This is a genomic window from Bacteroides sp. Marseille-P8574 (assembly GCF_902825465.1).
In the GTDB taxonomy this organism is placed as follows: Bacteria; Bacteroidota; Bacteroidia; order Bacteroidales; family Bacteroidaceae; genus Bacteroides; species Bacteroides uniformis.
Genome location: NZ_CADEBE010000002.1, coordinates 1,330,431 through 1,343,638 on the forward strand (window position 1 = coordinate 1,330,431; position 13,208 = coordinate 1,343,638).

Annotated in this window: 17 protein-coding genes; 1 reads left to right on the top strand and 16 read right to left on the bottom strand. The window is 36.5% G+C overall.

Features of this window, described 5'->3' with window-relative positions:
- Positions 1 to 80: 80 nt before the first annotated feature.
- On the top strand, positions 81 to 2,147 hold the full coding sequence (locus HUX74_RS18205) for an RNA degradosome polyphosphate kinase (RefSeq protein ID WP_174647178.1): 2,067 nt from the start codon (positions 81 to 83) through the stop codon (positions 2,145 to 2,147).
- A gap of 259 nt (positions 2,148 to 2,406) precedes the next feature.
- Here the strand turns inward: HUX74_RS18205 and HUX74_RS18210 are convergent, their stop codons facing one another.
- From HUX74_RS18210 to HUX74_RS18285, 16 genes are all read right to left on the bottom strand, one after another.
- Positions 2,407 to 3,348: a hypothetical protein gene (locus tag HUX74_RS18210; RefSeq protein WP_174647179.1), complete on the bottom strand. Its 942-nt coding sequence runs from the start codon at positions 3,346 to 3,348 to the stop codon at positions 2,407 to 2,409.
- Between the two features lie 157 nt (positions 3,349 to 3,505).
- Positions 3,506 to 4,267 carry a hypothetical protein gene (locus tag HUX74_RS18215; protein ID WP_174647180.1) on the bottom strand — a complete coding sequence of 254 codons (762 nt, stop codon included), beginning with the start codon at positions 4,265 to 4,267 and terminating at the stop codon, positions 3,506 to 3,508.
- A 220-nt stretch (positions 4,268 to 4,487) separates the two neighbouring features.
- Positions 4,488 to 4,778: a hypothetical protein gene (locus HUX74_RS18220; protein ID WP_174647181.1), complete on the bottom strand. Its 291-nt coding sequence runs from the start codon at positions 4,776 to 4,778 to the stop codon at positions 4,488 to 4,490.
- 271 nt (positions 4,779 to 5,049) lie between these two features.
- Positions 5,050 to 5,496: a hypothetical protein gene (locus tag HUX74_RS18225; RefSeq protein WP_174647182.1), complete on the bottom strand. Its 447-nt coding sequence runs from the start codon at positions 5,494 to 5,496 to the stop codon at positions 5,050 to 5,052.
- Between the two features lie 34 nt (positions 5,497 to 5,530).
- A complete protein-coding gene (locus HUX74_RS18230) occupies positions 5,531 to 5,689 on the bottom strand; it encodes a hypothetical protein (RefSeq protein ID WP_174647183.1) in 159 nt (52 codons plus the stop codon).
- A 6-nt stretch (positions 5,690 to 5,695) separates the two neighbouring features.
- Entirely contained in the window at positions 5,696 to 5,893 is a 198-nt protein-coding gene (locus tag HUX74_RS18235; protein ID WP_147395375.1) for a hypothetical protein, read from the bottom strand.
- A 49-nt stretch (positions 5,894 to 5,942) separates the two neighbouring features.
- Positions 5,943 to 6,173 carry a hypothetical protein gene (locus tag HUX74_RS18240; protein WP_174647184.1) on the bottom strand — a complete coding sequence of 77 codons (231 nt, stop codon included), beginning with the start codon at positions 6,171 to 6,173 and terminating at the stop codon, positions 5,943 to 5,945.
- 128 nt (positions 6,174 to 6,301) lie between these two features.
- A complete protein-coding gene (locus HUX74_RS18245) occupies positions 6,302 to 6,946 on the bottom strand; it encodes a hypothetical protein (protein WP_174647185.1) in 645 nt (214 codons plus the stop codon).
- 13 nt (positions 6,947 to 6,959) lie between these two features.
- Positions 6,960 to 7,703: a hypothetical protein gene (locus HUX74_RS18250; RefSeq protein ID WP_174647186.1), complete on the bottom strand. Its 744-nt coding sequence runs from the start codon at positions 7,701 to 7,703 to the stop codon at positions 6,960 to 6,962.
- 301 nt (positions 7,704 to 8,004) lie between these two features.
- Positions 8,005 to 8,397 (bottom strand): hypothetical protein, encoded by a 393-nt coding sequence (locus HUX74_RS18255; RefSeq protein WP_057254412.1) that lies wholly within the window; start codon positions 8,395 to 8,397, stop codon positions 8,005 to 8,007.
- Between the two features lie 283 nt (positions 8,398 to 8,680).
- Positions 8,681 to 9,412: a hypothetical protein gene (locus HUX74_RS18260; protein ID WP_174647187.1), complete on the bottom strand. Its 732-nt coding sequence runs from the start codon at positions 9,410 to 9,412 to the stop codon at positions 8,681 to 8,683.
- The gene (locus tag HUX74_RS18265) at positions 9,409 to 10,425 is read right to left on the bottom strand and encodes a penicillin-binding transpeptidase domain-containing protein (RefSeq protein ID WP_371808751.1); all 1,017 of its coding nucleotides are present in this window, start codon (positions 10,423 to 10,425) and stop codon (positions 9,409 to 9,411) included. The genes HUX74_RS18260 and HUX74_RS18265 overlap by 4 nt, the downstream gene beginning before the upstream one ends.
- A 124-nt stretch (positions 10,426 to 10,549) precedes the next feature.
- On the bottom strand, positions 10,550 to 11,554 hold the full coding sequence (locus HUX74_RS18270; RefSeq protein ID WP_174647189.1) for a hypothetical protein: 1,005 nt from the start codon (positions 11,552 to 11,554) through the stop codon (positions 10,550 to 10,552).
- Positions 11,551 to 11,928 (bottom strand): hypothetical protein, encoded by a 378-nt coding sequence (locus tag HUX74_RS18275; protein WP_117878652.1) that lies wholly within the window; start codon positions 11,926 to 11,928, stop codon positions 11,551 to 11,553. Before HUX74_RS18275 ends, HUX74_RS18270 begins: the two co-directional genes overlap by 4 nt.
- Complete coding sequence (locus HUX74_RS18280; protein WP_174647190.1) at positions 11,925 to 12,368, bottom strand: hypothetical protein; 444 nt, start codon at positions 12,366 to 12,368, stop codon at positions 11,925 to 11,927. The genes HUX74_RS18275 and HUX74_RS18280 overlap by 4 nt, the downstream gene beginning before the upstream one ends.
- A gap of 161 nt (positions 12,369 to 12,529) precedes the next feature.
- Positions 12,530 to 12,877 carry a hypothetical protein gene (locus HUX74_RS18285; protein ID WP_117974297.1) on the bottom strand — a complete coding sequence of 116 codons (348 nt, stop codon included), beginning with the start codon at positions 12,875 to 12,877 and terminating at the stop codon, positions 12,530 to 12,532.
- Between the last annotated feature and the right edge of the window lie 331 nt (positions 12,878 to 13,208).

The window sequence follows — 13,208 nt, forward strand, 5'->3', positions numbered from 1 at the left end:
TTATTAAGACAAAGGTAATTATATTTGGGAAGAATACAATGTGGTAATGTGCTAATATGCCACATTAACACCTTAACACCATGGACAACAGATATTTCAAACGTGACATCAGCTGGCTTTCCTTCAACTACCGCGTACTGCTGGAAGCGGAAGACGAGACATTGCCGCTATACGAACGCATCAACTTTATTTCTATATACTCTTCCAATCTGGAAGAATTCTACAAGATACGCGTAGCCGACCATAAGGCCATAGCCACCGGAGCCTCGCAAAGCGATGAAGAGACTATGCAGTCTGCCGCCGAACTGGTAGATGAAATCAACCAAGAAGTCAACCGCCAACTGGAGGAGCGTATCCGCATCTACGAACAGAAGATACTGCCCGCCCTGCGGAAACATCACATCATATTCTATCAAAGCCGCAACGTAGAACCGTTTCACCGCGACTTTGTGCGCAGCTTCTTCCGCGAAGAGATATTCCCCTATCTGGCCCCGGTGCCCGTAAGCAAGGACAAGGTGATTTCATTCCTGCGCGACAACCGTCTCTATCTAGCCGTACGGCTTCATCTGAAAGGAGCTCCCGCCAGTTCTCCAAACCGTATCCAGTATTTCGTGATGAAACTGCCGTACAGCAAAGTGCCGCGCTTCATCCAGCTGCCCAAGGTGGGGAAAGACTATTATCTGATGTTCATTGAAGACATCATCAAGGCCAATCTGGATACCATCTTCCCCGGTTATGAAGTGGACAGCAGTTATTGCATCAAGATTTCACGCGATGCGGATATTCTGATAGACGATGCCGCCAATACCTCCGAAATCATCGAGCAGGTGAAGAAGAAGGTAAAGAAACGCAAGATAGGCGCCGTGTGCCGTTTTGTATACGACCGCGCCATGCCCCAGGACTTCCTCGACTTTCTGGTAGATGCCTACCGCATAGACCGCCGGGAGCTGGTGCCGGGAGACAAGCACCTCAACATGGAGGATTTGCGGCATCTGCCCAATCCCAACCAAAGCGTACGTCCCATCAAAAAACCCCAGCCCATGAAGCTGACCTGCCTGGACGAACGCGAATCCATCTTCCGCTATGTGGAGAAGAAGGACCTGCTGCTGCATTATCCCTACCACTCCTTCGACCACTTCATCCATTTCCTATATGAAGCCGTCCATGAACCCACCGTGCGCGAAATCATGGTGACTCAGTATCGCGTGGCAGAGAACTCCACCGTCATCAACACCTTGATAGCCGCTGCACAGAACGGAAAGAGAGTCACCGTCTTTGTGGAACTGAAAGCCCGCTTCGACGAAGAAAACAACCTCGCCACCGCCGAGATGATGAAAGCCGCCGGCATCAACATCATTTTCAGCATACCAGGACTAAAGGTACATGCCAAAGTAGCCCTCGTGCTACGCCGCGACAAAGAAGGGCGCAAACTGACAAGCTACGCCTACATCAGTACCGGCAACTTCAACGAAAAGACCGCCACCCTCTATGCGGACAGCGGACTATTCACCTGCAACCCGGTGATTGTAAACGACCTGCACAACTTGTTCCGTACTCTGCAGGGAAAGGAAAATCCGGTGTTCCACCGCCTGCTTGTGGCCCGCTTCAACTTGATTCCTGAACTGAACCGCCTCATCAATCACGAAATAGAACTGGCCCGGCAAGGCAAGCAAGGACGGATTATCCTAAAAATGAATGCCCTGCAGGACCCCGCCATGATAGACCGCCTCTACGAAGCCTCGCAAGCCGGTGTAGAGATAGACCTCATTGTCCGCGGCATCTGCTGCCTCATCCCCGGGCAGGAGTACAGCCGCAACATCCGCGTGACACGCATCGTGGATACCTTTCTGGAACATGCCCGTGTGTGGTACTTCGGCAACGGCGGCGCACCCAAGCTCTTCCTCGGCTCGCCGGACTGGATGCGGCGTAACTTGTACCGCCGTATCGAAGCCGTCACCCCCATTCTGGACCCGGACTTGAAGCAAGAGCTCATCGATATGCTATCCATACAACTGTCAGACAAACGGAAAGCCTGCTTTGTGGACGACCGGTTGCGAAACTGCTGGAAGTCGTCGCGACCGCAAAAGGAGAAGGTACGGTCGCAATATAGCTTTTACGAATACTTGAAACAAGGGATCAAGGATTAGCGATTAACGATAATTATCAATCGTCAATTATCAATCGTCAATTGCTTTGTAACATTTCTGTAACATGTATGACATTTCTAACATATACTGTTTTACAAGCAATTACAGAGATATTATTAAATATTTGGCTTAAAACACCCCATCTAGAATTGTACAAAAATAACTTATAAAATTGAATAAACTACTATTAGGGATAGAAAAAGTTATAAGTACAATAAACAAAAAAGCCAGCTATCATCTCGATAACCGGCTTTTAATTTTACTCATCAGTAGAAGCACTTTGAGATTGTGTGAACTGCTCGTAGAAATTGTTAAGAAGACGATTTATAATGGTCTCTTTGGTATCGCCACCTCGCTGTCCTTTAGTTTTCTCAATTAATTCAGCTTTATCCCGACCTAAGCTTTCTAGGAATTTAGCCAGTTGGTTAACGGTAGCCGTTTTATTATCATCATTAGCTTTGTCATATTGGGCTATGAGCCAATCAATGATGTTCCGGCTTTTAAGGAATTTGACCGAAAAGCTTTTCTTGGCAGCTTCCAATAATTTACGTCCTCGTTCTATACCACTGGTATTCCTTAGCTTCTCGCTAATTTTATTATCTGCCGCATCCGCTAGTATCTCTTTAGTAATGTCACTTTTAAAAGTTGCCCATTTGGAAGCGGCTGCTAAAGACCAATCATCATTTGTAAGCTCGTCAATGAAATCAAGTAGTGGCAGATTCTCTTTATTTGCCATTTTAACACTTTTAGGAAAATCATTACCTCGCCATGGATTTGTACAAATGTTGATTTCTGATAACAGCTTTGAGATGGCAAGCTTGTCATTCAAAGCATAAATAAGATAAAACTCACCTTTATACTGTTCTTCTTCTTTCAAACCTTCATTCTCTTTAAGAAGATTCAGGTGAGCTTGGTAGCGATGGTTAGCGTCAACCAATACAACATAATATTCAGCATCAGCTGCGCTAATGATTTCTCCCGTTCCAAAGTCCACAATCTCCAATCCGGCTTTAATGGCTTCCTTTGCATCTACAATGATAGCAGGGACTAACATGCCATTCTTCTTCATGGACTTCATTTTGGATTTGACCACCTTTTCATCAAACTTGCGGTTACCCGATAGCCTAGCTATCTTGAGTCCTTTACTGGCTAGCACTGCTAGTGTTAAAACTTGAAGTGCTAGCTCATTTTTTTTGTTCATAATAAAAATAGGACATCCCAGTAGAAACATTTCTACTCTCGTTCCTTTCTGGTGGCAAAGGTCGATAAAAAACGGGACATAAGAATTTGTCCTAGGGGGGGATAGAATGAGATGTTGTGTTAATGATTCCCCCAATTTTAAATGGATTGGATAACCTTCATTTTGTGAATATTATAATCTCTTTTATACGGTCTCTCTTAGCCTTATTGATTCGATATTTGTTATTCATAATGGAATAATCATTAGAGAAATACCCCAAAAACATCAAAGTATCATAAATGAAACATGCAGGTTTAGTCTTTAGTTTTGTACGTGATGGAGAAGGAAGAACAAATCCTTTTTGTATCAATCTTTTATATAAGTGGTTAGTAATATAAGTTTGCGATTTTAAAATTTCAGCCTCTTTATTCTTCATTTGCTTAAGAGCACTTTTGTCAATAGAAATAGGTCGTGGATTACTAGCAGCATAGGTGTATATACCCTCCTTTTTCTCATAAATAAAACTGGTGGGAGGATTGGAACGGTTCCAGACTATTAATGGGGCATATTCTTCCAACTTATGGCTTATCTTCAAGTGCTCAAATAATTCGTTCTGTATAGCTGTTTCTATAATTTTCTGCTCGTCAGCTTCTAAGGTTTTACGCTCATTGGTATCAGATACGAGTTTAATCTCTTGTGCCTTTTTAAATAACAACAATAAATTACAGAGACGAATTAGTTTATGGTCACAAATAAGGAAATCAAAACAATTAATTAAGTCCTCAATTTTTTTAGAAGTAAACTCTTCTATGATTTCATATTCTTGAGCACATTTACAAATATATGATCTCACATCTTCAATCGTCTCAAAAATGGTTGAATAGTCCGCTTGCGTTTGCAATAAATTGGGGGATTCATTAGTAATCTTAATGATAGCCAATAAATGCTAAATCAGATAGGTAGGAACATTTAAATCTTCTTTTGACGACATTCTAACCATACACTTGCATCTTATCTTTTTGGCAAATATAGTAATCTTACTGCATTATTACAAATTCACGAAATTATTTAACAAAACAAAAAGATATTCAATAATTAGTTTCTTTCTCATATATCTCATTGTTTTACCTATTTATCAGTCTAACATGAGAAAAACATTTTTATATTCTCCGTTCCTTATCATATCCCAGATTGTAGAACTTCTTAAAGCCTTTCCATATACAGCATGGAAATTCCACCATAACACCTATGATGATAAATGGAAGTATGGGAAAAAATAGGCTGCTCCAACCATAGCACAAACACAACCCTACAATTACGCCTATAACATATAAGGCTGTCATAATTCCGCAACCTATCATTACTCCTCTTCCTCCTGCCATTGCGTATTTAATTGGAGCATTGGGAGTGAAGCACTCCGGTTGTTTATTTGGCATTAGTTTACCAGCCATATTAATTCATTTAAGGTTTATAATTATTAATCCTGTATCTCCATTGCTATTAACAATAGCCACTTTAACTTCTCATCTTCTAGTTTATTTATAAACCCATAAGGGTCTTTGATAAACTCTTCCTCGGATAAGTCATACTCCTCAAATATGTTATTTAACATTCTTAGTGAACTCATAATCATTAGTTTTATTAGTTATAATTAACGGAGTTGCTATCATAAAAGACCATTCAGACAACCATTGGGCAGCTTCTTTCCAGTCTGTAATTGACTTAAAGATTACGTTCCTTATCTACAATGTGAAATATATCTTTAAATGTAATTCCTATTGCAGACATATCATAGCTTTTTATAACTCCTTCATTGGAAATTACTCTTACTTGTAATACATCTTCATTTGACCTATAAGATGTCATATGGTGAGTACGCTTTTTATCAAATTCTGGGGTAAATATATCCAATTCATTTCTGAAATGGGAATTATTAATATAATCCACAATACAGCCATAGTCATTAATGGAACGGACTACTTCTACAACTTCTTGATTGCAGTATATAGACCTCTGATATTCAAAAAATATCATTTTAAAGTTTTCTACAGTATATTCCTTATTAGCATTATAAAACTTTATTCTTGCTATAACTCCGTCTGATAAATCAGATAATTTAGTTATTCTTCTTTGTGGTTTGCTTATCCACATTTCCTCTATTAAGTCCATAAGGCGTTCCTCCTATGGATGAATATATTAATAACTAGAAACTCATATCTGTAACTCCATCTGTAACTTCCCATTCTCCTTTACAATTAAACAATTCTTTTATCTCTTCGTCAGTACGTATAATGTTAGCTTCATTAAGAACTTGGAATTTACCATAATCCTCATAAATTGGTTCTGATAATTCATTATCCATATTAATTCATTTAATGTTGAATTCTCGTTTTATTTCTTCAATCTCCTCAATAGTCTTCTCTGGCAAGTTACGTCTGGGCGGACCAGAGAATACAACGCCTTCTACCTTATTTAATTCTGCGTATACTTCCTCTGCTGTCATTTCCCCTGCCTTAAATTTGGCAAATAAATCTCCACTAAAGTTAGTATATTCTTCATTTGTCATTATCATTGTTTGTTCCTCCTATTATTTTTTTAGATTTATAGTTATTCATCTACTGTTCTTCAATCTCCTTAAACTTATCATCTATCCAGTCTTCACACATAGGCTTATCCAATTTCACTGGTTTACTGCAATCAATATCCTTCCATAACTGCTCATATATCCATTCTGGAATATGCCTGCCCTCAGGATAATCTACACGTACATCATTACTATATACTCTGACCTTTGGCTTTGGTTTTAACTTACGTATAATCCATTGATATATCTCATATGTAATCATAATTTATCTCCATTTTTATATCCTAATTTTCCTAGTTCATTAGGAATGAATACCTCCTAACCATTCTCATCATATTCTACATAACAATCAGTAAGTCCTTCTATGATGTAATCTCTTTTTTGAGTATTTTATTGGATTGGCTTTATATCAATAAACCAATAGTTTGTGATTACAGAACCTATTATTTCTTCTATTTTGTTTTCCGTTAATTCTCCTGCTTCTTGTTTAACTAGAAGTTCTTCTAATAAATTATCATAATCTTCGTCAGTCATATACATTAAGCTTCCTTCCTCCCATAGTCCTAATTCAAATATTCTTATTGGAATACATATAGACAATATATCTTTATCTGGACATAAACCTTTGTAAAAAGAATACAAGTTGATATTCTCATCTGTTTTTATACATAAAGCACGATGTTTTATTACAATGGCATTACCATGTTGCTTTATCAACACATTTATTTTATGGAAAAATTCTTGTTTATCAAGAGTATAGTATATTTCCTTAAAATCTTTAGGAATCCAATTATATAAACAGTTTCCATATATATCTTCTTCCAATTCTTCTATAGAGTTATATTGGTTTATATATGGCTTATCCTTAGCAGTTCTATTCCTAAATATTTCAAGATAATAGGTTAGCATATCATCATCAGATAAGCTGAAATTATGAGGAAAACCGTTTGGGGGACAAATAGCTTTTACCCATGTTGGTTTGGGCATTCCATCATAGGAATATGTAGAATATGGTATTTGGCTGAATTTTATCATACTATTGTGTTTATTAATGACCGTGTTTACTATATTTTTCAAGTTCTTTAATTTGTATATCTGGTTGGCAAGAAACATCGAACCCTAAAAAGTACTCTATATCATATTGGATTGCATTTATATTCTCCTTCACAAATTCAATACAAAAACGGTAACTTTTATCAATCCCATAAAAATAATTCCAACTTCCTGCCAAATCCAATCCATGACTATTTCCCCAACATCTCACATCACCAATTCCTAATCGAACCACCGCCATATTGTTTAAACCTAATAAATGAACTTCTTCTGCCACTCCATTACCTGCGTATCCTATACTTAGAAGCAAAGTTCTCTTACTAGGAGTAAAATCAATATCCTTATCTCTAATAATATATAAAGCTCCACACTGTAATAGTGCTTTTGACGATTTGTTTTTTTGCCAATTTACCCTAACTTCATCCAAGCTCTTGGAAGTATGGACTATAGCTGTTAGAGTTGCAGTATCTTTCCATAATTCATTATAAAAAGCTTCAAACCCGTTAATATTATGCATCTTTACAAATTCACGGGAAAGTTTTTGAGGATTAACCACAATAAGAAAGTCAAATAATGGAGACAGAATACTCATGCGCTCATTAGCTAATTCTATTTGTTTTCGTCTTTCAAATTTAGGTGGCAGCAATATGATACATCCTCTTACAACTCCAGTATTATTGAAATTGGAGATGATTGTAGGCAAAGTAAGCGGTAAGGCATTGCTACATAAATCTGCCATAACTAAAAAAAGTCTATCCCCTTTCATCATTTACAGACCTCCTTCATAATCCGTATTTGCCGAGGTTAGATAATCAATAGGTGGATTGTATTCACAAAAGAAGCCATTTCCCGTTTTTAGGTTCGTACCTATACAAGTTCCCATTTGTGGGTACTCATACTTCCAATCTCCTATAATTTCTGTAAACGGGAAATATGGTGGATTTCCAATAGAATATGGTGACTTATCCATGTCTTTTATACGCATAATTACAAACTTTGCTTTATAAACATAATAACTATATACCAATAAACTTAGATTATTAGGATGTAATAATAATATCAACAAATTCTTTTGGCAAACTTATATTAGATAGATTTATGGCATTCTCAAACAATGGTGCAATGTCTTCATCCCTAAAGCCTGCAATGCCACAGCCAATCCTTGTTACCAAAAAATGAAATTCTGTATGAATTTGAGCAAACTTTATAAATTCATCAACATACGGTTTTATTGTTTTCACTCCACCTTGCATAGTAGGTATGGCATAAGACTGTCCTTGTAGCCCTACACCTTGCCCCATGATTGCGCCAAAACATTCTCTGGCAATTCGTGCTGCACCGCCACCGTGTATGCCTTGCAAGTTACTTCCAAATACAAATACCTCGTTTTCCTTTAGAACTTTTATGTATGTAGGGGTAATGCCACATTTAATAATGGTATGTGGCTTTTCACTTTTAAGAACTTCTGCTTTCTTCTTATTAAACCATTTGAGCATAATCCAAACATGTTAATTGGTCTCTATAAAGATAGAGAACTTTTTTCTATTTCCCCTATAAAATATACTTTCTCTGATAACTCTTCGTATCTCTCTAAAACCTTCTCCAAGAAGTTATAAAAATCATTGCTTGTCATTCTTATCATAGTTCATTCCTCCTTCTTCCCTTTATTCCCCAGAATCACATTTAGCACAAAGCTCATCTATAAGCTCTATATATTCATTCATCGTTAGTTTCTTTATAGATATATAGACCTTTCTCTGTTTCATTATTGTTTATAGCAATAAATACATCTATCTCTCCGCGCTTATATGGTCTTTCATCTATCATACGTATTCCATCGGGAAATATGACAAATTTAAAAGCAAGAGTAACATACTCTCCTAAATATTTAAAACTTAGATTTATTCTCTTCCCTTCTATTATTTGAGGTAACATATTATCATATATATTCTCAATAACCTTTGCTATCTTGTATGCTTTGTATTCATTGATTAATTTGTTTGTACAAATAGCCACAGATATTAGTAGTGGAATATATTGATAACCTCCCTCTAAAATAGCAACACCGTCCATAACTAGAAAGGTATAATGAATAATCATAACTGCCATTGCTATACACAAGACTATATTTGTAAATATATACTTCTTGGAACTTGTCAATTCATACCTATCAAACCTATACCAATGGTAATCATGCTCCCTTTGTTGGTAATCCCTATTCTTGTTTTGTCCAACAAATAGTTTGTACACATCATAAGGGCTTAGTATATGTACACCACGAATGAGTAGTATATGTACACCAGAAAAGCTTAGTTTATTATAACTGTTTGGGTCATGTTCATAATAACCGTGCATAAATCTAGACCGCTGCTTATACTTTCTTCTCAAATATCCTATTATACTTGCTATACACGAAATAAGGCAAATAATAAACACTATTACGCTCATACTTCCCAGTCATTAATATAATCAGCTATCTTCTTAAAAACATCACCTGCCATCACCCCACCACTAGCAGGCAAACCAGTCTTGTTAATAGATACAACAACACTATACTTGGGATTGTCAGTAGGGAAGTAACCACAGAACTCCACTGCATACATTGTATTGCCATTATCTGTAGAGACTATGATAGTGCCTTGTTTTCCTGCTACGGTAGTCTTATCTGACTTGGCAGGTTGCCCCAGTCCGTCTGTTACATTATATGCCAGTGCCAGTTTCAAGCTGTCGATATTAGCCTTATTTGCTATCTGGGGATTGATAACCACTACACTGTCCTTGTATAGTTGAGGCTGCACCATTTTCCCGTTATTGGCGATAGCATTGTAGAATGTAAGGACTTGAATAGGAGAAATAAGCTGTTCATATCCTATACAGTTCCAAGTGATATTTTTTTCTGTAATCCTATAGGGTTGCAGAATGCCATTGATACTGTCTGGCTTGCCATAGCTCATTTTTGACAATACATCAAAGTATGCTTGTGCATTGTTACCAAAAGCATTCTCCATAGTCTTGACTGTAGCAATGTTTGAGCCGCTAGCCAGTCCTTGCTTTACTGTAATTTCACCATAGCCGCCTCTATGACAGTTATGGTCGAAAACTGTATCTCCCTTGCAGACATAAATGCCATTGCCAGCATTCACCCTATCACTCATTTTCACCTTTCCAGTCTCCAGTGCAGCCAACAGTGAAACACCCTGCATCAAGCCAGTAGGCTGTTGTACAGAGAAGTTCTCGCATGGTTGGTAGTCTGCACTGTCTTTCCTTTCAAGTCCAACCAGAGCCTTTATTTGCCCAGTCTGGACTTCCATAACAATTACCTGCCCAGATTGGGCATTAAGTTCAGCCAACTTGCTTTCCAGTATGGCAGTAGCACTGGTCTGTAATGTACTGTCAATGGCATTATCTCTAGTTTCGTTTTCTTTATTTACACAAGCATAAAATCCAGAAGCCAATACCATCAATACTATTAATATTCTAAATATTTTCATTCTCCATTTATTAAAATGATTTTATAGACGGGTATGTTATTCCAAACAAGTCTTAAAGTGATTCTAATTGTTGATTTCACCTCATTTAATTCAATCACTTCAAAAGCATTTTATTAAGCCACCTCGTAATTTTATAATTTTTTCTTCTCATTCTTTTTTCTTGTCTTTCTCTTTCCATTCTATGCTTTTCAATTTGTTCAAAATCTCTTTGGTCTCTCTGCTTTATATACTTTCCCCATTCTTCTTTTCTCTTTCTATCTTCCTTTTCTTTTTTCTTCTTTTTAGTTTGTAAATGATTAGATATTATTCTTCTCCGTAGCCATGAAATAATTGCTTTATGAAGATAATATGATATACAGAAAACTATAAGAGGAACAATAACCCAAACCCCGTCAGTGGCGCTATTATATGTTAAAATTGTGAGTGTTACAGTAATAATTCCTATTAAATTATAGCCTAAAACTTTTGCAGCCAAAAATAATTTGTATTGTTTTAATATATCATTCTCTTTCTTGATTTCTGCAAGTTTTTCTTCTTCTCTTCTTCGCTCCTCCTCTGCTCTTCTAGCTTCCTCTTGTCGTTGTCTTTCCTGCTCTATACGATATTGTTGCTGTCTTTTATTCTCTTCCTCTATTCGTTGCTGCTCTTTCTGTTGCTGTTCAATCAGCCATCTTTTCTCTTGTTCTTTCGCTTCGTTTCTTTTACGTTCTATTCCTTCAAAATAGTTATTCAGCTCTTTAAGAGATTTAGGATAAAAAGATTCACTTTGCTCTTCACTTATCATAAAGGCAAACCTTTCTGTGCCATCTTGCTGTAAAGCGAATATGACGTTATTAATAAACGAAGGATGAAACATATATGATTGTTCCTTGAAAGAAACAACAAGAGATTTATTGGCAGGTATATATTGCCATTTAGCATTGGTAACATTACCATTTACTGATGCAATGAGAGAACCGTCTTCTTGAAAAACATATAATTCCTTGTCCCCACAATCATTGAATATCAGCCAAGGCTTATTACACAATATAGTCCTAACATCCAATTCCTCACTAAATCTTTTATATCTGTTAAAGCTGTCCAGTAAGAATGTTTTCATATTACTCTATCATGCTCTTGCTTAAAATAATCGCATAAAAAATTCCACATTCCAGACCAACCTATATTGAGGATAATCATGGAAGCAATACCATCAATATGTTGTTGAGTCAATAAATCTGGCAACCATTGTTTCATTGCCCCTGCTATAATTTTTGCTTCTGCCATATATTTATAGTTCAGAGGAACCAAGTCATATACTTCGTCTTTATCAGCAGTTTGTACAATATCCTTGTAATGGGACAAGAGGTAGTGACATCCAACATTCACTATATCAGAGATAGTATCATTTCCTCTGACCGTTCCTCCATGCCTGTTACATAAGTCATTATAAGAAGAAACGGTTATTTGTTGAGCTTCTGCCCGTGTTATCATAATGTCAAGTCTACTGGATAATATTCAATATTTGTTCTTTGAAATATCTGCTGGGCAATATCCACTCTATTTACAAAATTGCCTCCCATTTTACAAATTTGCAGTAATATGGTCTTAACCATATTTTTCACACCCCTATCAAGTTCTGATACTATTTGGAATGCTTCAAATGGGTTGAATTCAGTAGCACGATTCCATAATAAATTGCCGTCCGTTGCCCCAGAGCTAGTGTTTGTATCATATCCTAACTCTTTCAGAACATAATCTACCACACAATCGTCCCTTTCTTCTATCATACCGCCATCCGCAGAAATAATCAATTGGCATACAAGCTGTAAAATTGCAGCTTTATCCTCAATTCTTAACGCTCCCATCATTTTGGCGTTTCTTTCCTTTTCAGAATTGATACTGTTCATTAAATTCTTATAAAAGTCTGTCATTGTATTAAAAATAAAGATTTATACTTACATTTGTTTAAAATCACTTAGCTTTACCCAATCATTACTAATATTAATCCATAATATACAAATTGAATATTACAATCTGCAAATCAAAATATTAGAAAGGAATAAAAATTTATCATATTATAGGTATACACACTTTAATAAGGAGCTAGCACTACATCCACATAAGGAGACATTCCTTCTTTGTCTATGGAAACTTCTGCAACACTTAAACCAAAACAGTTCATAGATGCTTGTATTTTTTTTAGATGGTCAGGTAGTCCAACGCCATATATGGCTATTGAACCAATTTTACCATTCAGAGTGGGACAAAACATATATTTAGAACAAAAGCGTCCCATGTGATAAACATCAACATGAAATGTTCCAGTACTCCAATTATCATCAGTTGTTACAATATGATAATTCTCAAATCTTCTAAAGCCATTACAGATATTCTCAATCATTTGCAGGCTTTCTGGACTTAAACGAAAAGTTGGTGCCATATAACTATATATTCATTAGATAAATTATATTTCTACTTTAGTATAGAATTCTCATTTACAGATTAGTTAAATAACCTCTTCCCTCTAAATGTTAATTTCTACTTCCTTGTCCCCTTTCAGAAGTTGTTTCACATAGTATTCAAGACACTGGAGGACTGAAATAGCCTCTATGAAAAAGGCTAATACAATGCCTTCTTATTTGCTTTCAAAGATATTAATTAATCCGCATTCCTGCACAAAGATTTTTAGATAAAAATGCCTAATCTATGAATTTGTAAAGGATTTAACATTTCACCTGCCATGCAAAGCACAAACAAGGTTGGGGACAACT

What these genes read in the sequence shown, in the direction of transcription:
- HUX74_RS18205 (WP_174647178.1), top strand. Translation starts at nt 81, where the DNA reads ATGGACAACAGATATTTCAAACGTGACATCAGCTGGCTTTCCTTCAAC.
- HUX74_RS18210 (WP_174647179.1), bottom strand. Translation starts at nt 3,348, where the DNA reads ATGAACAAAAAAAATGAGCTAGCACTTCAAGTTTTAACACTAGCAGTG.
- HUX74_RS18220 (WP_174647181.1), bottom strand. Translation starts at nt 4,778, where the DNA reads ATGGCTGGTAAACTAATGCCAAATAAACAACCGGAGTGCTTCACTCCC.
- HUX74_RS18225 (WP_174647182.1), bottom strand. Translation starts at nt 5,496, where the DNA reads ATGGACTTAATAGAGGAAATGTGGATAAGCAAACCACAAAGAAGAATA.
- HUX74_RS18230 (WP_174647183.1), bottom strand. Translation starts at nt 5,689, where the DNA reads ATGGATAATGAATTATCAGAACCAATTTATGAGGATTATGGTAAATTC.
- HUX74_RS18235 (WP_147395375.1), bottom strand. Translation starts at nt 5,893, where the DNA reads ATGACAAATGAAGAATATACTAACTTTAGTGGAGATTTATTTGCCAAA.
- HUX74_RS18240 (WP_174647184.1), bottom strand. Translation starts at nt 6,173, where the DNA reads ATGATTACATATGAGATATATCAATGGATTATACGTAAGTTAAAACCA.
- HUX74_RS18245 (WP_174647185.1), bottom strand. Translation starts at nt 6,946, where the DNA reads ATGATAAAATTCAGCCAAATACCATATTCTACATATTCCTATGATGGA.
- HUX74_RS18250 (WP_174647186.1), bottom strand. Translation starts at nt 7,703, where the DNA reads ATGGCAGATTTATGTAGCAATGCCTTACCGCTTACTTTGCCTACAATC.
- HUX74_RS18260 (WP_174647187.1), bottom strand. Translation starts at nt 9,412, where the DNA reads ATGAGCGTAATAGTGTTTATTATTTGCCTTATTTCGTGTATAGCAAGT.
- HUX74_RS18265 (WP_371808751.1), bottom strand. Translation starts at nt 10,425, where the DNA reads ATGGTATTGGCTTCTGGATTTTATGCTTGTGTAAATAAAGAAAACGAA.
- HUX74_RS18270 (WP_174647189.1), bottom strand. Translation starts at nt 11,554, where the DNA reads ATGAAAACATTCTTACTGGACAGCTTTAACAGATATAAAAGATTTAGT.
- HUX74_RS18275 (WP_117878652.1), bottom strand. Translation starts at nt 11,928, where the DNA reads ATGATAACACGGGCAGAAGCTCAACAAATAACCGTTTCTTCTTATAAT.
- HUX74_RS18280 (WP_174647190.1), bottom strand. Translation starts at nt 12,368, where the DNA reads ATGACAGACTTTTATAAGAATTTAATGAACAGTATCAATTCTGAAAAG.
- HUX74_RS18285 (WP_117974297.1), bottom strand. Translation starts at nt 12,877, where the DNA reads ATGGCACCAACTTTTCGTTTAAGTCCAGAAAGCCTGCAAATGATTGAG.